General features: G+C 65.1%; 27 protein-coding genes. 5 read left to right on the forward strand and 22 right to left on the reverse strand.

What is annotated here, in order from left to right:
- Positions 1-69: 69 nt before the first annotated feature.
- Positions 70-1,890, reverse strand: coding sequence for an ABCB family ABC transporter ATP-binding protein/permease (locus ACP16H_RS22595; RefSeq protein WP_425074491.1), 1,821 nt, complete (start codon positions 1,888-1,890; stop codon positions 70-72).
- A gap of 145 nt (positions 1,891-2,035) precedes the next feature.
- Complete coding sequence (locus ACP16H_RS22600) at positions 2,036-3,625, reverse strand: LysM peptidoglycan-binding domain-containing protein (protein ID WP_425074492.1); 1,590 nt, start codon at positions 3,623-3,625, stop codon at positions 2,036-2,038.
- Between the two features lie 142 nt (positions 3,626-3,767).
- Between ACP16H_RS22600 and ACP16H_RS22605 the strand changes: the two genes are divergently transcribed.
- Positions 3,768-4,319 carry a TIGR00730 family Rossman fold protein gene (locus ACP16H_RS22605; protein WP_425074493.1) on the forward strand — a complete coding sequence of 184 codons (552 nt, stop codon included), beginning with the start codon at positions 3,768-3,770 and terminating at the stop codon, positions 4,317-4,319.
- Between the two features lie 128 nt (positions 4,320-4,447).
- A complete protein-coding gene (locus ACP16H_RS22610; protein WP_425074494.1) occupies positions 4,448-4,879 on the forward strand; it encodes a DoxX family protein in 432 nt (143 codons plus the stop codon).
- Positions 4,880-4,969: 90 nt separating this feature from the next.
- On the opposite strand, the gene ACP16H_RS22615 is transcribed toward ACP16H_RS22610, so the two are convergent.
- From ACP16H_RS22615 to ACP16H_RS22645, 7 genes are all read right to left on the reverse strand, one after another.
- Positions 4,970-5,569: a superoxide dismutase gene (locus tag ACP16H_RS22615; RefSeq protein WP_425074495.1), complete on the reverse strand. Its 600-nt coding sequence runs from the start codon at positions 5,567-5,569 to the stop codon at positions 4,970-4,972.
- A gap of 105 nt (positions 5,570-5,674) precedes the next feature.
- Complete coding sequence (locus tag ACP16H_RS22620) at positions 5,675-6,094, reverse strand: hypothetical protein (protein ID WP_425074496.1); 420 nt, start codon at positions 6,092-6,094, stop codon at positions 5,675-5,677.
- An 85-nt stretch (positions 6,095-6,179) separates the two neighbouring features.
- The gene (locus ACP16H_RS22625) at positions 6,180-6,734 is read right to left on the reverse strand and encodes a sarcosine oxidase subunit gamma (protein WP_425074497.1); all 555 of its coding nucleotides are present in this window, start codon (positions 6,732-6,734) and stop codon (positions 6,180-6,182) included.
- Positions 6,727-9,735: a sarcosine oxidase subunit alpha family protein gene (locus ACP16H_RS22630; RefSeq protein ID WP_425074498.1), complete on the reverse strand. Its 3,009-nt coding sequence runs from the start codon at positions 9,733-9,735 to the stop codon at positions 6,727-6,729. The genes ACP16H_RS22625 and ACP16H_RS22630 overlap by 8 nt, the downstream gene beginning before the upstream one ends.
- A gap of 59 nt (positions 9,736-9,794) precedes the next feature.
- On the reverse strand, positions 9,795-10,133 hold the full coding sequence (locus ACP16H_RS22635; protein WP_425074499.1) for a sarcosine oxidase subunit delta: 339 nt from the start codon (positions 10,131-10,133) through the stop codon (positions 9,795-9,797).
- Positions 10,134-10,241: 108 nt separating this feature from the next.
- Positions 10,242-10,592 carry a hypothetical protein gene (locus ACP16H_RS22640; protein ID WP_425074500.1) on the reverse strand — a complete coding sequence of 117 codons (351 nt, stop codon included), beginning with the start codon at positions 10,590-10,592 and terminating at the stop codon, positions 10,242-10,244.
- A gap of 97 nt (positions 10,593-10,689) precedes the next feature.
- Positions 10,690-11,937 carry a sarcosine oxidase subunit beta family protein gene (locus ACP16H_RS22645; RefSeq protein WP_425074501.1) on the reverse strand — a complete coding sequence of 416 codons (1,248 nt, stop codon included), beginning with the start codon at positions 11,935-11,937 and terminating at the stop codon, positions 10,690-10,692.
- Positions 11,938-12,286: 349 nt separating this feature from the next.
- On the opposite strand from ACP16H_RS22645, the gene ccmI reads away from it, so the two are divergent.
- Genes ccmI through ACP16H_RS22660 form a run of 3 tightly spaced genes read left to right on the forward strand, consistent with a single transcriptional unit; the run spans position 12,287 to position 14,236 of the window.
- Complete coding sequence (gene ccmI, locus ACP16H_RS22650) at positions 12,287-13,516, forward strand: c-type cytochrome biogenesis protein CcmI (protein WP_425074502.1); 1,230 nt, start codon at positions 12,287-12,289, stop codon at positions 13,514-13,516.
- Positions 13,513-13,983, forward strand: a complete 471-nt coding sequence (ruvX, locus tag ACP16H_RS22655; protein WP_425074503.1) for a Holliday junction resolvase RuvX — start codon at positions 13,513-13,515, stop codon at positions 13,981-13,983. Before ccmI ends, ruvX begins: the two co-directional genes overlap by 4 nt.
- A gap of 16 nt (positions 13,984-13,999) precedes the next feature.
- A complete protein-coding gene (locus ACP16H_RS22660) occupies positions 14,000-14,236 on the forward strand; it encodes a DUF1289 domain-containing protein (protein ID WP_425074504.1) in 237 nt (78 codons plus the stop codon).
- 189 nt (positions 14,237-14,425) lie between these two features.
- Here ACP16H_RS22660 and ACP16H_RS22665 read toward each other — a convergent pair whose 3' ends face one another.
- The 13 genes from ACP16H_RS22665 to uxaC form a co-directional block, all read right to left on the reverse strand.
- Positions 14,426-15,694, reverse strand: a complete 1,269-nt coding sequence (locus ACP16H_RS22665) for a calcium-binding protein (protein ID WP_425074505.1) — start codon at positions 15,692-15,694, stop codon at positions 14,426-14,428.
- Between the two features lie 135 nt (positions 15,695-15,829).
- Complete coding sequence (locus tag ACP16H_RS22670; RefSeq protein WP_425074506.1) at positions 15,830-16,582, reverse strand: hypothetical protein; 753 nt, start codon at positions 16,580-16,582, stop codon at positions 15,830-15,832.
- Positions 16,579-17,580 (reverse strand): tRNA dihydrouridine(20/20a) synthase DusA, encoded by a 1,002-nt coding sequence (dusA, locus tag ACP16H_RS22675; protein ID WP_425074507.1) that lies wholly within the window; start codon positions 17,578-17,580, stop codon positions 16,579-16,581. Before dusA ends, ACP16H_RS22670 begins: the two co-directional genes overlap by 4 nt.
- Before the next feature lie 241 nt (positions 17,581-17,821).
- Positions 17,822-18,541: a Crp/Fnr family transcriptional regulator gene (locus ACP16H_RS22680; protein WP_425074508.1), complete on the reverse strand. Its 720-nt coding sequence runs from the start codon at positions 18,539-18,541 to the stop codon at positions 17,822-17,824.
- 139 nt (positions 18,542-18,680) lie between these two features.
- Positions 18,681-19,001, reverse strand: coding sequence for a hypothetical protein (locus ACP16H_RS22685; RefSeq protein WP_425074509.1), 321 nt, complete (start codon positions 18,999-19,001; stop codon positions 18,681-18,683).
- 269 nt (positions 19,002-19,270) lie between these two features.
- Positions 19,271-20,686 (reverse strand): mannitol dehydrogenase family protein, encoded by a 1,416-nt coding sequence (locus ACP16H_RS22690; RefSeq protein WP_425074530.1) that lies wholly within the window; start codon positions 20,684-20,686, stop codon positions 19,271-19,273.
- Positions 20,687-20,708: 22 nt separating this feature from the next.
- Complete coding sequence (gene kduD, locus ACP16H_RS22695) at positions 20,709-21,440, reverse strand: 2-dehydro-3-deoxy-D-gluconate 5-dehydrogenase KduD (protein WP_425074510.1); 732 nt, start codon at positions 21,438-21,440, stop codon at positions 20,709-20,711.
- Positions 21,437-22,264, reverse strand: coding sequence for a 5-dehydro-4-deoxy-D-glucuronate isomerase (gene kduI / locus ACP16H_RS22700; protein ID WP_425074511.1), 828 nt, complete (start codon positions 22,262-22,264; stop codon positions 21,437-21,439). Before kduI ends, kduD begins: the two co-directional genes overlap by 4 nt.
- Before the next feature lie 21 nt (positions 22,265-22,285).
- Entirely contained in the window at positions 22,286-22,606 is a 321-nt protein-coding gene (locus tag ACP16H_RS22705) for a cupin domain-containing protein (protein ID WP_425074512.1), read from the reverse strand.
- The gene (locus ACP16H_RS22710; RefSeq protein ID WP_425074513.1) at positions 22,603-23,883 is read right to left on the reverse strand and encodes a TRAP transporter large permease; all 1,281 of its coding nucleotides are present in this window, start codon (positions 23,881-23,883) and stop codon (positions 22,603-22,605) included. Before ACP16H_RS22710 ends, ACP16H_RS22705 begins: the two co-directional genes overlap by 4 nt.
- An 85-nt stretch (positions 23,884-23,968) precedes the next feature.
- On the reverse strand, positions 23,969-24,490 hold the full coding sequence (locus ACP16H_RS22715) for a TRAP transporter small permease (RefSeq protein ID WP_425074514.1): 522 nt from the start codon (positions 24,488-24,490) through the stop codon (positions 23,969-23,971).
- A gap of 81 nt (positions 24,491-24,571) precedes the next feature.
- Positions 24,572-25,543 (reverse strand): TRAP transporter substrate-binding protein, encoded by a 972-nt coding sequence (locus ACP16H_RS22720; protein WP_425074515.1) that lies wholly within the window; start codon positions 25,541-25,543, stop codon positions 24,572-24,574.
- A gap of 24 nt (positions 25,544-25,567) precedes the next feature.
- A complete protein-coding gene (gene uxaC, locus ACP16H_RS22725) occupies positions 25,568-26,974 on the reverse strand; it encodes a glucuronate isomerase (protein WP_425074516.1) in 1,407 nt (468 codons plus the stop codon).
- Between the last annotated feature and the right edge of the window lie 17 nt (positions 26,975-26,991).

The following is a 26,991-nucleotide window of genomic DNA, read 5'->3' on the forward strand; positions in this document are numbered from 1 at the left end:
CGGCCACTGCGCAAGACTTCTCGACGAGAAGTCTTGCCCCCAAGGACTTTCAACGAAAGTCCTTGGGTCTCACGCCGCCTCGGCGTCCTCCGCCTGCTGGCGCTGCCAGAGCGCCGCGTAGCGCCCGCCCTTCTCCAAAAGCACGTCATGCGTGCCTTCTTCGACCACCAGCCCGTTTTCCAGAACCACGATCCTGTCCGCATCGGCGATGGTCGACAGGCGGTGCGCGATGGTCAGCACCGTTCGTCCTTCGCCGGCACGCTTCAGCGCCGTCTGAATGCTGGCCTCGGTCTCGGTGTCCAGCGCCGAGGTTGCCTCGTCCAGCAGCAGGATCGGCGGGTTCTTCAGCAGGGTCCGGGCGATGCCCACACGCTGCTTCTCACCGCCCGACAGTTTCAGACCGCGTTCCCCCACCGGCGTGTCATAGCCCTCGGGCAGGGACAGCACGAAATCGTGGATCTGCGCCGCCTGGGCCGCCGCGACGATCTCCTCTTCGGTTGCGCCGTCGCGCCCGTAGGCAATGTTGTAGCGGATGGTGTCATTGAACAGCACCGTGTCCTGCGGCACCACGCCGATGGACTGATGCAAGGAGACCTGCGTCACGTCGCGCACGTCCTGCCCGTCGATCTTCACCGCGCCACCGTTGACATCGTAGAAGCGGAACAACAGCCGCCCGATGGTGGACTTGCCCGACCCGGACGGGCCCACCAGGGCCACGCTCTCGCCCGCCGCGACATTGACCGTCACGCCTTTCAGGATCGGCCGCGCCGGGTCATAGCCGAAGGTGACATTCTCCAGCCGGATCGCCCCGCCCGAGACCGCCAAAGCAGGTGCGCCCGGCTTGTCGCTGACCTCCTGCGGCTGTTCCAGCAGGTCGAACATCTCGCCCATGTCCACCAGCGCCTGCCGGATCTCGCGGTAAACCGTGCCGAGGAAGTTCAGCGGCATGGTGATCTGGATCATGTAGGCATTGACCATGACGAAGTCCCCCACGGTCAGCGCGCCCTTCTGCACGCCCACAGCCGCCATGACCATGACGATGATGAGCCCCGCGTTGATGATCGCCGCCTGACCGAAGTTCAGCCAGGCCAGCGAGGTCGCCGTCTTGATCGCCGCTGTCTGGTAGCCTTCCATGGCGCGGTCGTAGCGTGCGGCCTCACGCGCTTCGGCGCCGAAATACTTCACCGTCTCGAAGTTCAGCAGCGAGTCGATGGCCTTCTGGTTGGCGTCGGTATCCTGCTCGTTCATCTGGCGGCGCAGCTTCACGCGCCATTCCGTGACCTTGAAGGTGAACCAGACATAGAGCGTCACCACCACGGCAACGACCACCAGATACCAGATGTCGAACAGGTAGGCGAGGATGCCCCCCACCAGCAGCAATTCCAGCGCCAGCGGCCCGATCGAGAACAGCAGGAAGCGCAGCAGGAACTCGACCCCCTTCACCCCGCGCTCGATGATCCGGCTCAGGCCGCCGGTCTTGCGGGTGATGTGGTAGCGCATCGACAGCCGGTGGATGTGCTCGAAGGTCTCCAGCGCCAGCGCCCGCAGCGCCCGCTGCGCCACCTTGGCAAAGATGCCGTCGCGCAACTGGTTGAAGGCAATCGCCGCGATGCGCGTCCCGCCATAGGCCAGCGTCAGCCCGATGGCCCCCAACGCCACGTCCGGCACCTCGCCTGACAGCGCATCGACCGCGCGCTTGTAATAGATCGGCGTCATCACCGCGATCAGCTTGCCCGCCAGCAGCAGCACCATGGCAATCACCACGCGCTGCTTTACCCAGGCAAAACCCTCGCCTGCCGGCCAGATATAAGGCCAGACGCGTTTGATCGTGCGCAGGCCCGAGCGGCGTTCTTCGCGGGCGATCTCGCGGGCTGTGTCGTTACGGGCCATGGATTGCCTCCCCGGCGGCGGTCACGCCACGCGCCAAACATCTGGATTTCTGCAAGTGCGAAACCCGTCCTACCCCGGACGGGTTCCAAGGACCAGCCCCCGAGGCCGGCCAGGCGCAACGCGGGCGCGCGAGAGCTACGGCCCGTTACTCCGCCACCACCTCGTCGGGCAGGTCAAAGATCTGCCCGGGGTAGATCAGGTCGGGGTTCCGGATGCGGTCCGCATTGGCCCGAAAGATCTTCAGATACTGCACGCCGTCGCCATACCGATCCTTGGAAATCGCCCAAAGGGTATGCCCCGGCTGCACCGTGATCTCGCGGAACGGCCCGGTGCCCTGGCTCATCCCGGCCAGCAGCGCCGGATCTTCGCGCAGGAAGGGGCTTTCGACCCGCGCCAACACCTGCCCCGAGGCATCCACCTGATCGACCCGCAGCATATAGGTGCCGCTGTCGACCTCCGGCAGTTGCACCTTCCAGCGACCATCCTCACGGATGCGCGACGTGGTGACCGGCGTATTGTCGAGGTACACGCGGACAAAGGCCGTATCCTCGCCACGCCCGGCGATATGCACCTCGCCGTCGTTGTCATAGCTGATCGAATCGAGCGCCACGTCACCGGGAAGCAGCGGCGTGGCGGGCATCGCTTCGATGCCATCCGGGCCGGCCATCAGCACCGTGGGCGAGGCGGTTGTCTCGGTTCCTGCGCTCGGCACGGCATCCGCCGCGCCAGCGATCCCGGCAACCGCCCCCGCGGAAAGCGCCGCGACACCGGGTGCGCCGAACCCGTCACGCCCTGCGGGCGCGGCCTCTCCTTTCGGCGCGGCCAGACTTTCCGGCGCGCCCCCTGCACTAGGCATCGGCACGGCACTGGCCGTCGCATCCGGCCCGGTCTCGGATGTCGGACCGCCGGGGACAGACCCCGTCTGCGGTGCAGCATCCATCGCCGCAAGGCCCGAAAGCGCCGGTGCGGTCGGGGCCTCGGGTGCTTGCAACGCCTCGGGCGCACCACCCGCCTGCGGCGATGCCAAAGCCACCGTTTGCGTCACGCTTGCCGGGATCACGATCACTTCGCGCTCGGACATGACCGCCGATCCGGTCCCTGCGCGCATCCGCAACGTCAGGACAGATGCCGCGCCTTCGGACGGCAGATCGACGAAGGCCACGAAGTTTCCGTCGTTGCCGATCTTCGTCGACGTCGCAGGCTCGCCGCCCACCAGGACCTCGACTTCGGCGCCGGGTTCACCAGCGCCCGCAATCAACGTGCTGCCACCCGGCGCTGCGCGCACCGTGTCGAACCGCGGCGGCTGCGGCGCGGACTCAATTGCAGGAGCCACGACCCGCTCGTCTGTCGCCGTGGTCTCCGCCTGCTCCGCGTCAGCAACATCGGCGGTGGCCTCCGCCTCCGGCTCCACACTGGTCGTGTCGGCCTGCGGCGCAACGGTGTCCACCGACGCCTTGTCCCCGGCCTCCGCCGCAGACACAGGCCCGGAATCAGAACCCGAATCCGAACCCGGCGTTGCCTCGGGCCCCGCTTCCGACCCCATTTCCGGCCCCGTATCTGGCCCCGCCTCTGGCGCGACCGACGCCATCTGCCCACTCGGGTCCGCCGGGGCTTTCGCAGCCTCGTCCGCTCCCGTGTCCTTGCCGAGATCAATCAACCCCGTGGCCACGGCCACCACCACCGCTCCCGCGATCACGGCCCCGCCGATGGCGCTGTTCATCAATGCTTTGCTCATGGCAGTCTTCCGTCCCGATCCTTCCCCCCGACAGGCCCCCCAGCCTGCCCGAAGGGAACAGTTGAGCGTGTATATCCCACGGGGTAACAACGGTCAAAAGCCGTTTTCTGCACCCGAAGTGCCCAACCGACCGGAGCCCGCCATGACCCTGAAATCCATCTGCGTCTACTGCGGCTCCCGCACCGGCGACCGCCCCGAATACGCCGAAGAGGCCGCCCGCCTTGGCGCAGCCATCGCCGGTGAAGGCTGGCGCCTGGTCTATGGCGCGGGCGACGTGGGGCTGATGGGCACCGTGGCGCGGGCGGCGCAGGACGCTGGCGGCGATACCTTCGGCGTCATCCCCACCCACCTCGTCAACATGGAAGTCGGCAAGAAGGACCTGACCCGCTACGTCGTCACCGAGACCATGCACGAGCGCAAGAAGGTCATGCTGATGAACGCCGACGCAGTGGTCGTCCTGCCCGGAGGCCCCGGCTCACTGGACGAATTCTTCGAAGTGCTGACATGGCGGCAACTGGGCCTGCACGACAAGCCGATCCTCCTGATGGACGTCTCGGGCTACTGGGGACCTCTGAAGGCGCTGCTGGACAGCATCGTCACCCATGGCTTTGCCAGCGAGTCCCTGCTCGACTTCGTCCAAAGTGGGGCCGACACGGCGGAGGTCATGTCGCTCCTGCGGCGCGCTCTGTCCTGAGCGACCCCAATTAAGAACGCATAGGCGAAAGTCATTCGCCAAAGCCAACATTTCAAGCGTAATCTCATCGGTCTATCTGTCTTCTCGAAGCAACACCGCACCCTGCGGCCCCGACAAGGACACGACAGATGATCGACCTTTCCAACAACCTCCTCGGCGCGTTCGGTGCCGGTTCCACCACCGCCATCGCCCTCGCCGCCCTGCTGCTGCGGGTCTCGCTTGGCGGGCTCTTCCTCGCCCACGCCTACCTGAAATTCTTCGTCTTCACGCCCAAGGGCGCGGCGGGCTACTTTGCCTCTCTCGGCCTGCCGGGCTGGTTCGCCTACCTGACCATCGCCGCCGAAACGCTGGGCGGCGCGGCGCTGATCCTCGGTTTCCAGACCAGCCTCGTGGCCCTGCTGCTGATCCCGACGCTGCTGGGGGCCTCCATCCTCGCCCATGGCAAGAACGGCTTCTGGTTCACCAGTGAAAACGGCGGCTGGGAATATCCCGCCTTCTGGACCGTGACCCTGCTGGTGCAGGTCCTGCTGGGCGGCGGCGCGCTGGCGCTGACCGCCTGACCCGCCAGAACGAACCACAGGAACGACCCACGCAAAACAAAAGGGGCGCAGCCATGGCCGCGCCCCTTTCGCTTTATCCTGCCAGGGAAATCAGAGGCGCGAGGCCACGTTTTCCCAGTTCACCAGGTTGTCGAGGAAGTTGGTCAGGTAAGCCGGACGCTTGTTGCGGAAGTCGATGTAGTAGGAATGCTCCCACACGTCGCAACCCAGCAGCGCGGTCTGGCCAAAGCACAGCGGGTTCACGCCGTTCTCGGTCTTGGTGACCTTCAGGCCGCCGTCGGCGTCCTTGACCAGCCAGCACCAGCCCGAACCGAACTGGCCCGCACCTGCGGCGCTGAACTCTTCCTTGAACTTGTCGACGGAGCCAAAGCTCTCCTTGATCGCGGCTTCCAGTTCAGAGGGCATGGCGTGGCCGTTCGGGCCCATCATTTCCCAGAACTGCATGTGGTTCCAGTGCTGCGAGGCATTGTTGAAGATGCCATTCTGCGCCACGGCACCCGCCTGGTACGTGCCCTTGACGATCTCTTCGAGGGATTTGCCCTCCCACTCGGTGCCGGCGATCAGCTTGTTGCCGTTGTCGACATAGGCCTTGTGGTGGATGTCGTGGTGATACTCGAGCGTCTCCTGGCTCATGCCGCTGGAGGCCAGCGCGTCGTGTGCGTAGGGAAGATCGGGAAGTTCGAAAGCCATTGGGGTCACCCTCCATCAAGTTGGCAAATATCTCGCCTACTTACCTGTTCCGACGCAGGGCGAAGGTCAAGCCGTCGTGACAAAAATACTCGGATTACGGGCACGTCAATCGCCCAGGCGATCAACCTGACAGACCCCGCCACGGGTCATGGTCTCACCCGGGATCGAGCCCAGCACCGAGAATTCGCCGCTGCCCTTGATGTAGGTGCCGCGATAGCTCAGCGTCACCGGGCTGGCCTGCAGGATCACCTTGACTTTCCACGTAAAAGTGGTGCGCCGAGCGTTGTCCACGTCCAGCCGCCCTTCGACGGGCTGACCGTCGTTGAAGGCCAGGATCATGGCGTCAGACACCACGACGCGCCCGCTGAGGCGGTCATGGGCAATAAAGATCAAAGGTTGAATCCAGTCGTATTCCCCGGCCCCGCGCACGTTGCACTTGTAGGCGACGGTTTCGGCGCTGGCCCGCAAGGGCGCTGCCAGCAGGACGGCCAGCACTGCGGCGACCGTCAGGAAAACGCGAAACATCTGATACCCCGTCGTCGTGCTCGTCCGGCCACTATCACGGGGCCGGACGGCAAAGACAACGCCCGAAGCGATCACTTCCTTGCGGTCACTTCTTGAAGTAGGCCAATTCGCTGTGATCGTCGGCAGCCACCATCAGCAGGCCCGCCATGTAGTCGCGCACCGAGCGGAAGCAGAAGATCCGCGCCGTGCGCTCGTCTCCCATCCAGAAGCCCGCCGCGATCTGGCCGAAACGGGTGCGGCGCAGCTCTCCGGGGCCGAAGCTGTCGGGGTGCATATCGACCGGCGCCAGCTTTGCGATGGTCTCGCGCACCACGCGGCCCTCGATCTCGAAATGCACGCGGGCGTCGGACACATCGACCACCAGCGCATGTTCCCCAGCCAGTTGCCCGGCCAGCTTCTCCGCCGCCCCGGCCGCCTCGGCGCGCGGCAGCAGCACCGCGAGTTCATCGGGTGACATCCACAGCAGGCCGCGATTGCCCTGGACGTTCGCGCCGCGCTGGCCCGGAAAATCCACCCCGGCCAGCCCCGTCACCGCAGAGCGCAGCACCATGGACGAGAAATCGCCCCGCACCGTCAGCATGCCCTGCCCTTCGATCTCGCGCACGGCCACCAGACCCTGGAAGTTGCTCAGGTCAGACATTCTGCTTTTCTCCTTCCGGGTCAAAGAACACGGGGCTGACGATCTTTGCCTGCACCACGGTCTCGCCATCGTCCTTCACGAAGGGGATGACCTCGCCCATGCGCTCCGGCCCCTTGTGGACCAGACCCATGGCGATGCCCTTGTCCAGCGTCGGCGAATAGTAGGTCGAGGTCACGCGCCCTTGCGTGTTGCGCTGGCCGTTGGCGTTCTTGCCCGGCGCGACGGCGTAGATGCCATCCGGCAGGACCGAGCCATCGACGGTTTCCAGACCCACCAGCTGCCAGCGATCGGGGTTGGCCATATAGGTCCGCTCCTGCGCGCGCTTGCCGAGGAAGTCCTCTTTCTTCTTTGAAATCGCCCAATGCAGGCCAAGGTCCTGCGGGATCACCGTCCCGTCGGTCTCGTCCCCGATCATGATAAAGCCCTTTTCGGCCCGCATGACGTGCAGACCTTCGGTGCCATAGGGGGTGATGCCGAATTCCTTGCCTTCTTCCAGCAGCCTGTCCCACAGCGCGCGGCCTTGGCTCGCCGGAACCGCGATTTCATAGGACAGCTCGCCCGAGAAGGAGATGCGGTAGACCCGCACCGGGAAGCCGCCCAGCGTGCCGTCCTTCCACTCCATGAAGGGCAGCGTCTCCTTGGACACATCCATGCCGCCGAGTTTCTCCAGCAGCTTGCGGCCATTGGGGCCGACCACGGCGATCTGGGCGTATTGCTCGGTGACGTTGGCGGTGTAGACCTTCCAGTCCCACCATTCGCATTGCAGCCAGTCTTCCATATGGGCGTGGATACGGTCCGCGCCGCCGGTGGTGGTGTGGCAGAGGAAGGTATCCTCGTCGATCCGCGCCACCACGCCGTCATCGGTGAGGAAGCCGTTTTCCGTGCACATCAACCCGTAACGGCATTTCCCCGGCTTCAGCGTGCTCATCATGTTGGTGTAGAGCATGTCGAGGAACTTGCCCGCGTCCGGCCCCTTGACGATGATCTTGCCCAGCGTCGAAGCGTCAAGGATCCCAAGGCTTTGGCGGGTGGCGTTGATCTCGCGCTTTACCGCGTCATGCTTGGATTCCCCGCCCCGTACATAGGTGTACGGACGGCGCCATGCGCCCACGGGTTCGAAGACCGCGCCATTGGCTTCGTGCCAGCCGTGGATCGGCGTCTTGCGCAGCGGCTGGAACAGGTCGCCCCGGGCATCGCCGCCAATCGCCCCCATCGAGATGGTCGTATAGGGCGGGCGGAAGGTGGTGGTGCCGACCTGCGGGATATGCTCGCCCAACGCGCCCGACAGGATCGCCAGACCGTTGATGTTGCTCAGCTTGCCCTGATCCGTCGCCATGCCCAGCGTCGTGTAGCGCTTGGTGTGCTCGACGCTCTCGTACCCTTCGTGCGCCGCAAGCTGCACGTCGGAGACCTTCACGTCGTTCTGGTAGTCCAGCCAGGCCTTCAGACGCAGCCCGTAATGCGCGCCCGCCGGCATCAGCCAGACCGCTTCCAGCGGGGCCTCCTCCGCGTCCACACCCGTGGGCGCAGCGGGGAATCCTTCCAGTCCGGCTGCGACTTTCCCAGCGGAATCCGCATCTTGCAGGATGTCGTTCAACCGAAGATGGCCCGAGGCCGCGCCCGCCGTGATGACGAAGGGCTTGCCGTCGTGGTTGGTCGGCGCCTTTGCCGGATCGGGCCGGAAGAACGCCTTGGCGTCATCCCAGACCAGCTTGCCGCCGTTGTGCGACCACAGGTGGACCACCGGCGACCAGCCGCCCGACATGGCGACCGCATCACAGTTGATGTCCTCCAGCACGGCCCCCTCGCCGTTCTGCGGGCAGATGGCGACGCCGGTCACACGCTTGCCGCCGTGGACCTTGGCAATGCCACGGCCCTTCTCGACCCGGATGCCCAAGGCCTGTGCCTCTGCCATCAGGGCACCACCGCCGTCCTTGCGGGCGTCGACGATGCAGGGCACGGACAGGCCCGCCTTTTTCAGCGCAATCGCGGTACGATAGGCGTCGTCGTTGTTGGTCACGACCACCGTGCGATCGCCCGGCGTCACGCCGTGGTTCACCAGATAATCGCGCACCGCCGAGGCCAGCATGACCCCCGGAATGTCGTTGCCGGCAAAGGACAGCGGACGCTCCAGCGCGCCGGTCGCGGTCACGATCTGCTTGGCGCGGATGCGCCACAGACGGTGACGCGGGCCCTTGATCTCGGGCGCGTGGTCGTTCACCCGCTCGTAGCCCAGCACGTAGCCGTGGTCATAGACCCCTGCCCCCATGCAGCGGGTGCGAATGCGGACATTCTCCATTCCTTCAAGGGCTTGCAGCGTTTCGCTCACCCACGCCTCGGGCGACTTTCCGTCGATCTCGCCACCGTCCACCACGGCACGACCACCCCAGAAAGCGGTCTGTTCCAGCAGCAGCACGCGCTTGCCCGCCTCGCCTGCGGCCTTGGCCGCCTGCAGACCGGCCACACCGCCGCCGACCACCAGAACGTCCACGAAGGCATAGAAATGCTCGTAATGGTCAGGGTCGCGCGTCTCGGGGTCCGGCGCCTTGCCCAGGCCCGCCGACTGGCGGATGAACGGTTCGTACAGCTTGTGCCAGGCCACGCGCGGGAACATGAAGGTCTTGTAGTAGAACCCGGCGGTCAGGAAGCGGCTCACCAGCCCGTTCACCGCGCCGATGTCGTACTCCAGCGAGGGCCAGTGGTTCTGCGAGGTCGCCGTCAGCCCGTGAAACAACTCGGTCGTGGTGGCCCGCTGGTTTGGCTCGTGCTTCACGCCCTCGCCCAGGTTCACCAACGCGTTCGGCTCCTCGACGCCCGAGGCGACGATGCCGCGCGGGCGGTGGTACTTGAACGACCGCCCCACCAGCATCTGGTCCGCGCCCAAGAGCGCCGAGGCCAGCGTGTCACCGGGATAGCCCTGGAACCGCTTGCCGTTGAAGGTGAAGTCGATCTTCTTCGAGCGGTCGACATGACGGCCGCCCTGTGCGAGACGGGTGCTCATGCGTCAGCCCTCCCCATGCCGGAATGTTCGTATACAGCAAGAATGTGGATCATTTCGCCTCACGCCTCGCCGGAAAAGTTGCGCCAGGACCAGCCGGGACGTTTCGCGGAAATCGCATCCGCGATGTGTTTCGGCGGTTCGGTGGTCTGCGCCGGGTAGGTGCCGAAGACCTCCAGCGTCACGGTATCGCGCGCCGCAAGGAACCACTTGCCGCAGCCGTTCACATGCCGCCAGCGCTCGAAATGCACGCCCTTCGGGTTTTCGCGCGTGAAGAGGTAGCCCTCCAGCTCGGCATCGGACGAGCCCGGTCCAAAGCGCTTCAGATGCGCCTCGCCGCCTGCGGCCAGCTCGGTTTCCTCGGCGGCCACGCCGCAGTATGGACAGGTAAAGATCAGCATGGAAGGGCCTCCTTGCGCAGGATGCGGGGCACGACCAACGAGAAAAGGCCGGATTGCATGCGCAATCCGACCTTCTCCGGTTCGTGCCGTGAACCTGAGGTAGCGGTATCAGTTGCCGTCGGCAGGCGCCGAGGCAGCATCGTCAGCCGGAGCGGCAGCTTCCGGAGCCGGAGCGGCTTCGGGTGCGGGCGCGGTGACGGTTGCATTGCTGTCAGCAGCGGGAGCGGGCTCCTGAACGGTGATGTTGACGTCCGACGCAGCGGGCGCTTCGACGCGCGAGGTTTCGACGCCGCCGAAGAACATCCACAGCAGGAAGGCGACCACGACGACAAGGATGCCGACGATGAAGGCCATGCCCGACGACGACTTGGTTTCGCGCGTGTCGCGCAGGGTCGTGGTCGTGGTGGTGTGGTTGTGCGGCTGCGCCGTGTTGTGCGGGTAGTTGGTCGTATCGGCCATTGGGAAATCCCCTCCAGATCCTGTTCTGGAGAGTGAACACCCAAGACCCCAAACCGGTTCCCGGCAGCGCCTGACATATGCAGCGAAACTTCGCGCATCAGTGCGCCACCCCCGCGGCCACGCTTTCGTCGATGAAGCGGCCTTCGGCAAAGCGGTTCATGCCGAATTCGGCGCACAGCGGCGACTTGCCCGTGGCCATCAGCTCCGCGAACCCCCAGCCCGAGCCCGGGATCGCCTTGAAGCCCCCGGTGCCCCAGCCGCAGTTGATGAAGATGCCGTCCACCGGCGTCTTCGACAGGATGGGCGAGCGGTCGCCGGTCATGTCCACGATGCCGCCCCACTGGCGCAGCATCTTCAGGCGCGAGACCATGGGGAAGGTCTCGATCAGCGCGGCGACGGTGTGTTCGATGTGATGGAAGGACCCGCGCTGGGTAAACGCGTTATACGAATCCGTGCCGCCGCCGATGACCATCTCGCCCTTGTCGGACTGGCTCATGTAGCCGTGCACGGTGTTCGCCATGACGACGCAATCCATGATCGGCTTGATCGGCTCGGACACAAGCGCCTGCAACGGCGCCGATTCCACCGGCAAACGGAAGCCCGCCATGCGCGCCAGTTCACCGGAATGCCCGGCGACGACGATGCCCAGCTTGTCACAGCCGATATGACCTTTCGAGGTCTCGACCCCGGTGACGCGGCCGTTCTCGCGCGTGACGCCAGTCACCTCGCATTTCTGGATGATATCCATGCCCATGGCCGAACACGCCCGCGCATAGCCCCAGGCCACCGCATCGTGACGCGCCGTCCCGGCCCGTTCCTGCCAGAGCGCGCCCAGCACCGGGTAGCGCGGCCCGTCGAGGTTGATGATCGGCACGATCTCCTTCACCTCTTTCGGGCTGATGAACCGGGTTTCGACCCCCTGCAGCGCATTGGCATGCGCCGTGCGCTGGTAGCCGCGCACCTCGTGTTCGGTCTGCGCCAGCATCATGACGCCCCGGGGGCTGAACATGACGTTGTAGTTCAGGTCCTGCGACATGGTCTCGTACAGCGAGCGTGCCTTTTCGTAGATCGCCGCCGAGGGGTCCTGCAGGTAGTTCGACCGGATGATGGTGGTGTTGCGGCCGGTGTTGCCGCCGCCCAGCCAGCCCTTTTCGATCACCGCGACATTGGTGATGCCGAAATTCTTGCCAAGGTAATAGGCGGTCGCAAGGCCATGGCCCCCGGCCCCCACGATCACCACGTCGTAACGTTTCTTGGGCTGGGCGGCGCGCCAGGCACGTTCCCACCCCTTGTGATCGGAGAAAAGGGCTTCGCGGACGATGGCAAAGGCAGAGTAGCGTTTCATGTCTCGATTCCCGGGTCGTTTGGGCGTTTCTTGCACCCAAACCCGACAGGACGCGACATGCAACCGTCATAATATCACGCAGTTGCGACATGCCGCTTGTCGCCCCAGCGACGGGCCGCTTGTCGCCCCAGCGACGGGCCGCTTGTCGCCCCAGCGACGGGCCGCCACTGGCCACCCCATGCCTGAAAATCGACCAGCCGCCACGTCTGAGCCCCCTGGCGGCAAACGCCGCATTTCCGCGCCAAAACCGCCCGATCACGCTTTCGCCAGGACCAAGCGCCGCAGCCTTTTTCCCTTTCATGCCGACGCCCGAATACATAGATGTAAGACCGACGAATAGGGAGGAAACATGCTGTTCTGGATCCTGACAGGCGCAATGGCGCTGGTGGTGGCCCTCGGGCTGGCGTGGTCGGTCGTGATGGGCCGCCGCGAGACTGGCCCCGCCGAGGCTTTCGACCTTCAGGTCTACCGTGACCAGCTGACCGAGATCGACAGCGACGCCGCACGGGGCAAGATCGACCCCGAGGAGGCCGAGCGCCTGCGCGTCGAGATCAGTCGCCGACTGCTGGCCGCCGACGCAAAGGCCACGTCCGAGACAGCCGCCACAAACCAGCCCAAGGGCATCAGCGGCGCGGTTGCCGCCGTGGTGGCCGTTCTGATGCTGGGTGGCGGCTTTGGCATGTACAGCCTGCTTGGCGCGCCCGGCTATCCCGACCAGCCGCTGAAGATGCGCATGCTCACCGCGCAACAGAACCTGCGTGATCGCGGCAGCCAGGCCGAGGCTGAAGCCGCCGTTCCGCAGATGCCCGCCCCCGAAGGCGCCACCGAGGACTACCTCGCGCTGGTCGAAAAACTCCGCGCCGCCGTGGCGAACCGCCCCGATGACCTGCAGGGCCAGACCCTCCTCGCCCGCTCCGAGGCCGCCATCGGCAACTACAAGGCCTCCTACGCGGCGCAACAGGCCATCATCCGCATCAAGGGCGACAGCGCGACTGCCAAGGACTACGCCGACCTCGCCGACATGATGGTGCTCGCGGCCGGCGGCTACGTCTCGCCCGAGGCGCAGAAAGCCCTCGAACAGGCCCTCCAGATGGACCCGAAGAACGGCGTGGCCCGGTTTTACGGCGGTCTGATGATGGCCCAGACCGGGCGCCCCGACATCGGCTTCCGCATGTGGAACGCCTTGATGGAGGAAAGCCAGCCGGACGATCCCTGGATGTCCCCGATCCGCGCCCAGATCGAGGAAATGGCCATGCGCGCCGGTCAGCACAAGTTCCAGCTGCCGCCCGAACCGGGCCTCAAAGGCCCCTCCGCCGCCGACGTGGCCGCAGCACAGGACATGACCGACGAGGACCGTCAAAACATGATCCGGGGCATGGTGGGACAACTGTCCGAACGCCTCGCGACCGAGGGCGGCACCCCGGACGAATGGGCGCGCCTGATCTCCTCGCTTGGGGTCTTGGGCGACACCGAACAGGCCGGCAGGATCTGGACCGAGGCGCAGGCCGTCTTCGAAGGCAAGGACGACGCGCTGGCCACCATCCGCGCCGCCGCCGAACGCGTCGGGGTGGCGCAGTGATCCACGACGACATCGCCGATTTCGCCGCCGCCCTGCCGCCCATGACCGCGCTCATGGGCCTCGACCTCGGCACCAAGACCATCGGCGTCGCGGTCTCGGACGGACTGCGCTCGGTCGCGACGCCGCTGGAAACGGTCAAGCGCAAGAAATTCACCACCGATGCCGAGCGCCTGCTGGAGATCATCAAGGACCGCCGCATCGGTGGCCTCATCCTCGGCCTGCCCCGCAACATGGACGGCACCGAGGGCCCGCGCTGCCAGTCCACCCGCGCCTTCGCCCGCAACTTTGCGCAACTTTGGCAGGGTCCGATCAGTTACTGGGACGAACGCCTGTCCACCGTCGCCGCCGAAAAGGCGCTTCTGGAGGCGGATACGTCCCGAAAACGTCGCGCCGAGGTCATAGATCACGTCGCCGCCTCCTATATCCTGCAAGGGGCACTGGACAGGCTCCGATTCCTGGCGGCATGAAGGACAAGACAGCGAAATGAAGGACGAAGTCTGGGTGCGCGACGAAATCCAAAGCCCCTGCGTCAAAATCTGCGTCATCCACCCGGCAGCCCGCATCTGCACCGGCTGCCTGCGCACGCTGGATGAAATCGCAGGCTGGTCACGCATGACCAACGACGAACGCCGCGCGATCATGGACACCCTCCCGTCGCGCGAAACCCAGATCAAGACTCGTCGCGGCGGCCGTGCCGCCCGCCTCAAGGCGCGCGACTGACGCGCGGCCTGCCACCGCCGCCCGCCGCGTCTTTCCGACAAACCCCGGACACGAAAAGACCCACGTCCATCCATGACGCTGGCCTGTCCTTCATCTTGATAAAAATACCCTCGGAGGGGGCCCGGGGGAGGCAGAGCCTCCCCCGCTCTACTTTCCAGCGGGAGGCAGCGCCTCCCGCATGTCAGTCCATCAAGCCGCAGCCGCAGCCGTCGACGGCATCATCTGCACCGCCACATCCGCCGGGTTCACCCGCGTGGCCGACAGGATCGACGCCACGACCGTGTCCCCCACCGACGCTTCAACCAGGAAGGTGCCGTCTGCCTGCTCGGTGATCTCGGTCGTGACAGCAGGCGCCGTCTCGCCCTCGGCCACCGCAGGGATCAGGTCCTCGGACAACTGGAACAGGATCATGTCCTGACCGGAGTTGAAGTCCATCACCTGACCCGTGGTGGTGTCATCCGCCACGAAGGTGTCATTCCCGGCCTCGCCATAGAACACGCCGTTGCCGCCAAAGAGATCGTCGCCGGTGCCACCGTGCAGCTCGCCGTCACCAACAAGCGTATCAGCCCCCGCGCCGCCATCAACGGTCGAGGCATCGCCCACCCCGGCAAACACGTCGTCCCCGTTGCCCAGCGCCACCGTGTAGTTCGCCAGCTCGGTCGCACCCTCCGCCGCGCCAGTGCCGTCCATGGTCACCGAGTCATCGCCTTCGCCCGTGTCGAGGGTGCCCGACCCCAGCGTCGCAACCACGGCGTCATTTCCCGCTCCGGTGGTCACGGTGTTGGTGCCGTCGAACAGGAACACGACGTCATTGCCGTCACCCGCGATCACCGTATCGTCGCCCGCACCATCGGAAATCGAGTCATTCCCCGCGCCACCGTCGATCGAGTCATTGCCGTTCAGGCCGTAGATCAGGTCGTTGCCGCCCTGCCCCATCAGCGTATCGTCGCCGTCGTCGCCCACCAGCTTGTCGTTGTTCGGGCCACCATCGAGGTAATCGTCGCCGTCACCACCGACCAGCTTGTCCTCGCCAAGGTTGCCGCCGAGGGTGTCGTTGCCCGGCCCGCCACGCAGCGTGTCGTCGCCGTAGTTGCCCGAAGCGGAATCGTCGCCTTCGCTGAGGTAGATCAGGTCGTCACCCGCGCCGCCAAGGATCGTGTCGTCCCCTTCGCCGCCATCCGCCGTGTCATCCCCACTGCCCAGCCGGATCATGTCATTGCCAGCCAACCCGTAGAACAGGTCGTCCGTGTCCCCAAGCGTCACGTCGTCATCGCCGGTGGTGCCCATCAGCAGGTCGGGCGTCTCGCCCGACGTGGGCGTATCCGGAATAGTATCCTCGCCGGTCGTGCTACCGGGGTTGGTGGACGCAGGAAACTCGTCTTCGTCGCTGGACCCACTGTCCCAAAGACCGCCAATCGCGGCAAACAACAACATCGGCAGCAACGTAAGCAAAAGCATAACAATCCCCCAAGATCATTTCGGGCGGCAAACAGACCCCCGTTATTCCTTATCAAAGTTTTAACGGTTGTTCGCGATATTTCCGATTATCCTGGTTAATTGAGGCGTCACTGTTTCCGTTGATGAAACGAAGGGTCAAATCCCCAACCATTGACGCAGATCGGGCGACACCACAGGTCGGAAATAGGCCGTCATCCGTCCCTCGGGCGCGGCCGAGGCGCCGTTCTCCCATGGGGTGATTCCGTGCAGCGTCAAACGGTGTAGCAGCACCGCCTCCCCCGGCTGCAGGGCGACCGCGATCCTTGGGCAGGTTTCGAAAACCCTCCGTCTTCCAGCCACATAGGCCTCGGTCACATCCGCCTGCCCCGCCTCGATCGGGCCACGTAGCGCCTCGCGCATCACGCGATGACTGCCCTCCCAGACCGTCAGCGGCGCGGCCTGCGGGTCTGCCTCGCTCAACCCTATCCCAAGGATGAAGCCATGCGGCTCCGTCACCTGCCGCCGCCGCTCCGCGCCCTCGGCGGTGATCCCGTCCACATGCGCCGCCGCCCGGTCGCGCCGGTAGCGAAAGGCCGCCTCGCTCTCGCCCGCACGCGGTCGGGGATAGCCGGGGAAAACAACCGAAAGCTGCGCCCGATGCAGCGGCGGCAACGGCCCCAGCGCATCCACGGCCAGCCCGCCCAGAGGCACGCCGCCGATCGCACCATCGACCGCATTCGCCAGCGCATCGACGCCCACGAACCAGGTGCCCTCGCATTGCAGCCACTGCGCCCGCATCGCCGGGTCCGCCAACACCCGCAGGCCCTCTGCCCGCGCGGCCCCGGCCCAAGCGCGGCTCCGCGCATCCGCCGGAAACCGCTGCCAGCCAAGGGTCTTCAGCGGTGTCATGCCGCCTCGGCCAGAACGGCTTCCAGCGCCGCCTCGACCACCTCCGGCCCGGCACCGGGCTTGTGCGCCTCGGTCGACAAAACCTGCCGCCACTTCCGCGCCCCGGGTCGCCCGGCATAAAGCCCCAGCATGTGCCGCGTCACCTGCGACAGCTTCCCGCCCGACGCCAGATGCGCCTCGATATAGGGCAGCATCAGCGCCACGACGTCCTCACGCGTCCGCACCGGGTCCATCCCCCACAGCGCATCCGCCTGCCCCAGCACGTCCCACGGCTGATGATAGGCCGCACGCCCAATCATCACCCCGTCCAAGCCCTGCGCCAGAAACGCCCGCGCTTCGTCCAACGAGGTGATGCCACCGTTCACCGACAGGTGCATGTCCGGAAACTGTTTCCGCATCCGCAACACCAGATCGTAATCCAGCGGCGGAATATCCCTGTTCTCCTTGGGCGACAGCCCTTGCAGCCACGCCTTGCGTGCGTGGATTGTCACCCGCCGACACCCCGCCCGCTGGAGACGGTCAAGGAAATCTGGCAACACGGCCTCCGGGTCCTGATCGTCCACGCCGATGCGGCATTTCGCCGTGACCTCGACACTCACCGCGTCCTGCATCGCCTTCACGCAATCGACCACAGTGCCCGGATGTCGCATCAGCACCGCCCCGAAGGTCCCCGACTGGACGCGATCCGACGGACAGCCGCAGTTGAGGTTGATCTCGTCATACCCCGCCTGCGCCCCCAGCTTCGCCGCCTGCGCCAGCTCCACCGGGTCGGATCCGCCCAGCTGCAAGGCCACGGGATGCTCCTCGGGGCTGTACTCCAGCAAATACAACGCATTCCCCCGCACCAAGGCCGGAGACGTCACCATCTCGGTATACAACAACGCCTCGCGGCTGATGAGCCTATGGAAATACCGACAATGGCGGTCCGTCCAATCCATCATCGGGGCCACCGAAAGCTTTGCGGCCGTCGAAGCTGTTGGATTTGCTGAACTACTCAAGGCGACAGCTCCATTCTTCCGCAGCGGATCTTGCCGGTGTCAGGGCACGAAACCGCGTTTCTTCCGGTTTGTCGTCCCCCAGGTGATACGCAACAACGTCCGTTGGCGACGCCACCGCAGGCGCGCTGACGCAATCCGACCAGCGGGTTCGAACCCGAATTCCGTCCCCTTTACCCACCACGTTCGGGCATTTCAACATGGCGGCGCGGCGCGACACCTCGCCTTCGTGCCGCGCATCCCCTCATGTGAAGTGTCCTTCACGCTCCGGCTCTCCCGCCATGTCCCGCAGCACCGCCTCGTTACGCAGGATCAATCGCGTCGGTGCCGGCAAACGCACGGCCCCCGCGCGCTCCAGCCGCTTCATCTGCCGTGACACGGTTTCCACCGACAGGCCGGTCAACTGCCCCAACCCGCTGCGGCTCAGATGCAGGGGCACCTCCACCGCCCGCCCCTGGCGCTCCCACAGCCACAGCACCAGCGTCGCCACCTTCTCCGTCGCTGTCTTGCGCCCCAGCACCACCTGCCAGGTCCGGGCATCCGCCAATTGCGTCTGCACCATGTTCAGCAGGTTCACACGCACCTGCGGCACCTCCTCCAGCAAGACGTCAAAACGATCGGCGGTGCTGACCAGCACCTCGGTCTCGGCCACCGCCTGCAACTGACGCTGTGCCATGCGCCGCCCCGTGGGGATCACCATCTCGCCCGGCAGCACCAGTCCCAGCACATGCATCCCACCGTCTCGGTCTGGCAGGAATTCGACCAGGGCGCCGCGCTGCACCAGGACGACAGGCGGATGTTCCGAGTGCCAGCCGTCGGCCAGACACGCCTCGGCCTGCAACACCCGGCGGTCAAAGGCCGCCCCCAACAACACCTGTTCCGGTATCGACAGCCCCACCCGGAAGGGCTGGCACGCCGTCCATGCGCGGCCTTCAGCCTCGCACATGCAATTCATCTTGCCCATACGTTCGCTCCCCTGCTCATCCCAAAGCATTGGCCGACCCACCGCACCGCCAAGCGCCCGGCCGCGACCGCGACGCCCCATGCGAAGTCATTGTTATTCTGAAATTTTATCGTCCAGACGCCACCAAGGCGGCCAAGTCTCAGCCGATGGGTGGCCCGCGCGCACAACGGGTGTCACATGGCACCAGGGAAGCCCGCCGATCATGACGCGGCACAACCGCTTCGGCATCGAGGCCCAGCTCCAAGACGATCAGGTTTACCGCAGGCATTGCCAGCGCAAAGGCGGAGGCCAAACGACAGGCCGGACAGCCCTCCTCAGCGTTGCCGTCGCCGTCCCCGCAGATGTCAGCCTGCAGGACAACCGCAGCCTGAAGCACCTGCTCCGTGCCGGGAACCCGATGGGCAAAGCCGAAGAGCGCCAGGGAAACGATCAACGCCCAAGCCACGAGAAGATATGACACTCTCTTTTTCATGAGGTAATGTTATCACACATCAAGGCGCGAAATAACAAGATGTTTCGTCGCACACACAGAAGCGTGACAAAAATTTCAGAGTTATTTCATGTCATTAAGGAGTATTCATAACTTATGTTTAAGCATCATGTCCGATACCTGACCACCAAAATGAATGTCAGAAGATAAAAAACCATCATTAACGTCAGAGGCGTATGACAAAAAACACCGCCAACCTTGCAGTTGGCGGTGCCATGCTGTCTGAAATGTCCGTTACGTCAGGCCTTGGCCTCGGCCACCGTTGCCTGCGCTCCCTTCTCGACCAACGAGACATAGGCCGCCGTCACCGCTGCCCGGAACCGCGCGTCCGCCGCCAGCGTGGCATCAAAGACCTCGCGCAGGTCCAGCAGTGCCGCAACCTTTGCCTCCGGCGTGTCGCCCCGGTCCGACGCAGCCTTCAGCCGCTCGGCCAGCGGGTCGCGCACGTCGATCGCCTTGCCTTGCTCATCGACCCCGCCGACGTAACGCATCCATGCGGCTACGGCGAGGCACAGCCCCTCCGGCACGACGCCCGCCTCCAGCCGGTCGCGGATCGTACCCAACAGGCGCTGCGGCAGTTTCTGGCTGCCGTCCATGGCGATCTGCCACGTGCGGTGCCGGATCGCCGGATTGCGGTATCGTGCCAAAAGTGCCTTGGAATAGGCCTGAAGGTCTTCGCCCTCCGGCTGCGGCAGGGTCGGAATGATCTCATCTGCCCAAAGCCGTTCACAAAGCGCCGCATAGGCGGGGTCCGCCACGGTCTCGGAAATCGTTTCGTAGCCGCCCAGGTAGCCCAGGTAGGCCAGCGTCGAATGGGTCCCGTTGAGGCAACGCAGCTTCATCAGCTCATGCGCCTCCACATTGGCGACCATCTGCGCGCCCACCTTGTCCCAGGCCGGACGGCCCGACACGAAATGCTCCTCGATCACCCACTGGCGGAACGGTTCATGCACCACCATTGCCGGATCGTAGTACTCTTCAGCACGCGCCAGAGCCGTTACGTCGGCCTCGGTCGTCGCAGGCGTGATCCGGTCCACCATGGTCGAGGGGAACGCGCCCTCTGCCGCGATCCAGTCTGCCAGTTCCGGCATCAGCAGCCGGGCATATTCCAGCACGACGCCCCGCGTCACGGCACCGTTCGATGGCAGGTTGTCACAGCTCATGACGGTAAACGGCGGATCGCCCGCACCGCGCCGTACCTCCAGCGCCGCACAGATCAGGCCCAGCGCAGACCGTGGCGCGCCCGGGTTGGCAAGATCGTGCACGATATCGGGATGTTCCCGGTTTAACTTTCCCGTCGCCGGATCGTGGCAATAGCCCTTCTCGGTGATCGTGAGCGACACGATCTTCACATCCGGGTCGGCCATGCGGTCGACCACCGCCTCCGGGTCCTCGGGGGCCACCAGCACCTCGGTCACCGCACCGATCACGCGCCGCGTTTCGCCCTCGGGCCCCAGTTCCACCGCCGTGTAGCAGCCGCCCTGCGGCATCATCTGGTCCCGCGCGGTCGGAGAGCGCAGCGACACCGCGCAGATCCCCCAATCGCCGCCCTCGGCCGCCATCGCCTCCTCGGTCCAGACCGCATTGAAGGCGCGAAAGAACGCCCCCGGCCCCAGATGCACGATCCCCGTGAGGGGCGCGTGCCCCGTCCGCATCAGCCTCGGCTGATCCTCTGCCTTACCGAGCAAGCCACCCTCCATCGACATTCAACACCGCTCCGGTGACATATTTCGCCGCCGGGGTACACAGGAACACCACCGCCCCGGCAATATCCTCCGGATCGCCCCAGCGCCCGGCGGGGATACGGTCCAGAATGGCCTGATTTCGTGCACTATCTGCCCTCAGCGCCTCGGTGTTGTTCGTCGCGATATAACCCGGAGCCACCGCATTCACGTTGATCCCCTGCGCTGCCCATTCGTTGGCAAAGATCTTCGTCAGACCGGCCACCCCGTGTTTCGACGCGGTATAGGACGGCACCCGGATGCCGCCCTGAAAACTCAGCAACGACGCGATGTTGACGATCCGCCCCCCGCGCCCCGCCGCCAGCGCGTTCTTGGCAAAGCGCTGGCACAGCAGGAATACGGCCTTCAGGTTGACGTCCATCACGTCGTCCCAATCCTTCTCGGAAAACGCGACCGAGTCCTCCCGCCGAATAATCCCGGCATTGTTGACCAGGATATCCAGATCGTCCGGAAAAGCCGCCAAAGCATCCTCGATCTTCCCCAGATCGAACAGCAACTCCTCTGCCGTCCCAACCTTCGTGCACAAAGCGACCGTTTCCACGCAGGATCTCCGCCCCGCGCAGATCACATGCGCACCCGCCTCGGCCAGCCCCACGGCAATGGCCTGCCCGATACCGGTGTTGGCCCCCGTCACCAGCGCCCGCTTGCCCTCGATGCGAAAGCTCACCGCAAATCCTCCATGGCGATCATGTCCATATCGGTGAAATCGACGTTATCCCCCGCCATGGCCCAGCAGAAGGTATAGGCCGCAGTTCCCGCGCCTGCGTGGATCGACCAGGGCGGAGAGATGATCGCCTCTTCGTTGGCGATCACCATGTGACGCGTCTCCGACGGCTCGCCCATGAAATGAAACACCCGCTGCCCCTCCGGCACGTCGAAGTACAGATAGGCCTCCATCCGACGATCATGGGTGTGACAAGGCATCGTGTTCCAGATCGACCCCGGCTTGAACTGCGTGTAGCCCATGACAAGCTGGCAGGAATCCACAACCTCTGGGTGAATGAACTGGTGGATTGTGCGCTCGTTGCAGGTCTCTTGCGCGCCCAGCTCGACATGCCGCGCCATACCGAAAGTGACCAGTTTCGTCGCGCAAACGCGGTGTGCTGGCGCCGACAGCACATAGAACCGCCCCGGCGCGTGGAAGGTCACCGGACCGGACCCCATGCCGACATACAGCACCTCGCCACGGCCCACGTCATGGGACACTCCGCCCACCTCGACCACCCCAGCCTCGCCGATGTTCAGCACGCCCATCTCGCGGCGCTCGAGGATCGTCGCCGTCCCCGTCTCGGGCACATGGTCCAGCACCAGCGGACCCTCCACCGGCACCGCCGACCCAAGGATCAGCCGGTCGTAATACGAATAGACCAGCCGGATCTCGCCCGCCGCGAACAGATCACCCACGTGAAAATGCGCGCGCAGCCCCTCGGTATCCAGCTCTTTTGCTGTCGCCGGATCAATGGCATAGCGGGTTTCAGCATGTACGGTCATCTCATGTCCTTTCGGCGTCATTCATAGAAAATCATCGCGGCGCGGCGTGAAGGTATCGATCAGCTCGCCCGGATCGAGGCAGACACAGCCATGCCACGCCATCGACGGGATCACGAAGCTGTCCCCCGGCCCGACCTCGAACGCGTCGTCACCCACGAAGAACCTGAACCGCCCGGATTTCACGTAGGTGGATTGCACATGCGGATGGTTGTGGCGCTTGCCCTCGGCGGCCTCTTCGAAGCGGAAGGAGACCACCATCAACTCGGCCCGCTCCGACAACACTTGCCGCAAGACGCCAGCATCGGGCGCGACCACCGGATAGGTCTGTACAAAGCCGCTCATCGGAACACCCCCGGCAACCACAGCGAGAGCGCCGGGATATAGGTCACCATCAGCAGCACCGCCACGGCGGCCAGGTAGAACGGCCAGATCGTGCGGATCACCTCGCCGATGCGGATGCGCCCCACGGCACAGCCGACAAACAGCACTGCCCCCACCGGCGGCGTGCATAGCCCGATGCCAAGGTTCAGGATCAGGATGATGCCGAACTGCACCGGGTCAACGCCATAGGCCGTGGCCACCGGCAGGAAGATCGGCGTCGTGATGACGATCAGCGGCGACATGTCCATGAAGGTGCCGAGGAACAGCAAAATCACGTTCAAAAGCAGCATGATGACGATGGGGTTCTCGCTCAGCCCCTTCATCCAGGTCACGAGGTCGGCCGGCACCTTGAGGTAGGCCAGAAGCCAGCCGAATGCCGCCGCCGAGCCGATGACCAGCAGCACCATGGAGGACGTGCGCACCGCGCTTTTCGTCGCCTCCACGAATTCCGCGAATGGCAACGAGCGGTAGACAAACCACGTCACCGCAAGCGCGTAAATCACTGCAATACATGACGATTCCGACGCGGTGAAGATCCCCGACCGCACCCCGCCAAAGATGATGGCGACAAGGATCAGCCCCGGCAGCGCGCTGAACAGCAGCGCCCCCATGGCGCGCAGGCCGGGAAAAGGCTCTGTCGGATAACCACGTTTCTTCGCCACGGCCCAGGCGGCAACCATCAGCGCCACGGCCAGCAACAGCCCCGGAATGATCCCGGCGGTGAACAGGTCCGCGATGGACAGCCGCCCGCCCGCGCTGATCGAATAGATGATGAGGTTGTGCGAGGGCGGCAGCATCAGCGCGATGATCGACGAGGTCACCGTCACGTTCACCGCGTAATCCTTGCCGTAGCCGCGCTCCTCCATCTGCGGGATCATCAACCCGCCGATGGCCGAGGCATCCGCCGCCGCCGAGCCGGAAATCCCGCCGAACAGCACCGAGGCCGCGATGTTCACCTGCCCCAGCCCGCCACGCATGTGCCCCACGGCCGCCCCCGCCAGCGCCACCAATCGTCGGGCTATGTCGCCCCGCACCATCAGTTCGCCCGCGTAGATGAAGAAGGGGATCGCCAGCAGCGCAAAGACGCTGATGCCGGAATTCAGCCGTTGGAACACCACCACTGGCGGCAACCCGATAAAGGCGATGGTCGCGAAGGACGCGACGCCAAGGCAGAAGGCGACCGGCGTGCCGATGAGCAGAAGCACCGTGAAGGTGCCGAAGAGAACGATCAGTTCCATGAGATGTCCCTTGCTGGGCCGTGATGCGCGCGCGCGCCGATGTTCCGCCCGGCCGCCTGCCGGGCAACGCCTTCGAGACCGGGCCTCATTCCTGCACCGGGTCGTCGCCAAACCGCGAAGTGTTCAGCCCCACCGCCCGCCGCAGCAGACGCTCCAGCGACAGAAGGATCATCAGAACACCGCCGATGATGAGCGAGAAAAACGCCACCGCGCCGCTGATCCCGAGGTTGGGGATGGTCGTGTTCCAGGTCGTCTCGGCCAGTTGCCAGCCGTACCAGACCATGCCCGCGCCAAAGGCGATCACGACCATGTCCGACACCGAATGCAGCAACCGCTGCACCCGCTCCGGCAGGACATAGAGCAGCACGTCGAAGGACAGGTGATTGCCCTCACGCACGCCCACGGCCGCGCCGAGGAAGATGAACCAGCCAAGCAGCAGGATGCTGGTCGTCTCGGTCCAGGTCGGCGTGTCGTTCAGCACGAAGCGCCCCCAGACCTGCCAGCCGATGAGCACCGTCATGCCCACCAGACCAGCCGCCGCCAGCCATAGGAAGACCTTCGTCGCGCGGGCTATGACCGCCGACAGCTTCAACACGGTTTCTTGCATTTTCTTCCCTGTCCCGGCCTTGGAACGCCCACCCAAAAGGGTATCCGGGCGGGACCATGCAGATCCCGCCCGAAATCGTGCTTATTGCGCCGCGCGAATATCGCTCACCAGCGCCTTCAGCTTGTCCGAGGTCACGTGCTTTTCGTAGACCGGGTTCATCGCATCCATGAAGGGCTGCTTGTCGATGTCGCTGACGACCTCGACACCGCTTGCGCGGACTTTCTCCTCGGACGCCGCTTCACGCTCGGCCCAGAGCTTGCGCATCACCGGCACCGAATCCTTGGCCGCCTGACGCACCAGCGCCTGATCTTCCTCGGACAGCTTGTTCCAGGACGCCTGCGACATCACCAGAACTTCCGGCACGATCAGGTGCTGGTCCAGCGTGTAGTAACCCGCCACCTCGTAGTGACCGGACGACTCATACGACGGCCAGTTGTTCTCGGCCCCGTCGATCACGCCAGTCTGGATCGAGGAATAAACCTCGCCATAGGGCAGCGGCGTGGCGTTGCCGCCCAGTGCATCGACCATGTCGACGAAAACGTCCGACTGCATGACGCGGAACTTCATGCCCTCGATATCGGCAATCGAGGTGATCGGCTTTTGCGAGTTGTAGAACGACCGCGAGCCACCGTCATAATAGGCCAGACCGACCAGCTGGTGGTTCTGGAACTCGTTCAGGATGCGCTCACCGATCTCGCCGTCCACCACCTTGTGCATGTGGTCGGTGCCCGCAAAGATATAGGGCAGCGAGAAGACCTTGGTCTCTTCGATGATGTTGTTGAACGGTCCAAGCGAGACGCGGTTCAGGTCGATCACGCCCAGCTGGGTCTGCTCGATCGTGTCCTTTTCCTCGCCCAGCTGGGCCGAATGGAACACCTCGACGCACAGCCGCCCACCGGACCGTTCCTCCAGCAGCTTGCCCATCTCTTGCACGGCCACGACCGTCGGATAGCCCTCCGGGTGCGTGTCCGACGACCGCAGCGTGATCTCGCAGGCGCTTGCCGCACCCACCATCGCGACCGAGGCCATCAGGCCAAACATTACCGATTTCATTGTCTTTCCTCCCTGAAGAAAGCGTCAGAGCCCGTAGGCGTCCTTCGCCAGTTGATATGTCAGATCCCGCGCCACGCTGTGCGCGTCCGCCTCCCGCAGGCGCCCGGTGCCGACCAGCCCGGCGAGATAGGCGCAGTCCGACCGCCGCGCCACGTCATGCCGCGCTGGGATCGAACAGAAGGCCCGCGTGTCGTCGTTGAACCCGGCGGTGTTGTAGAACCCGCAGGTCTCGGTGGTCGCCTCGCGGAACTTCCTGATCCCCTCATAGGAGTCAAAGAACCACCACGGCGGCCCAAGCCGCAGCGCCGGGTAGGCCCCCGCCAGCGGCGCCAGCTCGCGCCCGTAGACCGTCTCGTCCAGCGTGAACAGGATCACCGTCAGGTCGCGCTCCATGCCGACGACATCCAGCATCGGCTTCAGCGCCGCGACATAGTCGGTCCGCCCCGGAATATCGAAGCCCTTGTCCCGCCCGAACCGCTGGAACACGTCCCGGCTGTGGTTCCGCCGCGACCCGGCGTGGATCTGCAAGGTCAGCCCGTCCTCCAGCGACATGCGCGCCATCTCGGTCAACATCTGGCCGCGGAAGGCATCCGCCTCGTCCGGCGTGCAGGTCCCGGCCAGCGCCTTCTGGAACAGCGCCGCCGCATCGGCCTTGGACAGGTTCTCCGTCCGCGCCGTCGCGTGCCCGTGGTCCGACGCCGTCGCCCCCATGGATTTGAAGAAAATCCGCCGGATGCGATGCGCCGTCAGGTAGCCGTCCCAGGTCGAGGTGTCCTCGCCGGTCAGCGCGCCAAACGCCTCGACGTTGGCGGCAAAGCCCTCGAAATCGGGGTCCACCACCGCATCGGGGCGATAGGTCGTGACAACCCGTCCCCTCCACCCGCTCTCGCGGATCATCCCGTGCCACTTCAGGTCATCCAGCGCGCCCTCGGTGGTCGCCAGCACCTCGATGTTGAACCGCTCGAACAGCGCGCGCGGCAGGAACTCCGGCTTCGCCAGACAGGCGTCAATGTGGTCGTAGTACGCATCCGCCGTCTCCGCCGACAGCACCTCATCCAGCCCGAACACATGCTCGAAGGAATGGTCCAACCACATGGCCGAGGGCGTCCCCCGAAACAGGTGATAGGCCGAGGCGAACCGCCGCCAGATCGCGCGCGGGTCCGTCTCCACCGCGCCACCATCGACACGCGGCACGCCCAACTCCTCCAGCGCCACGCCCTGCGACACCAGCATCCGGAACACGTAATGGTCGGGGATCACGAACAGCTCTGCCGGGTTCGGGAACCGCTTGTTCTCGGCGAACCAGCGCGGGTCGCAATGGCCGTGCGGGCTGACGATCGGCAGGCTCTTCACGCCATCGTACAGCTCGCGTGCCAGTCCGCGCAGCGCAGGCTCCACCGGGAAAAGACGGTCCGGATCGGTCAATTGCATGAAAAGCTCCCCTCAGA

Origin of the sequence: Sagittula sp. S175 (genome assembly GCF_049800975.1) — a bacterium.
Taxonomy (GTDB): domain Bacteria; phylum Pseudomonadota; class Alphaproteobacteria; order Rhodobacterales; family Rhodobacteraceae; genus Sagittula.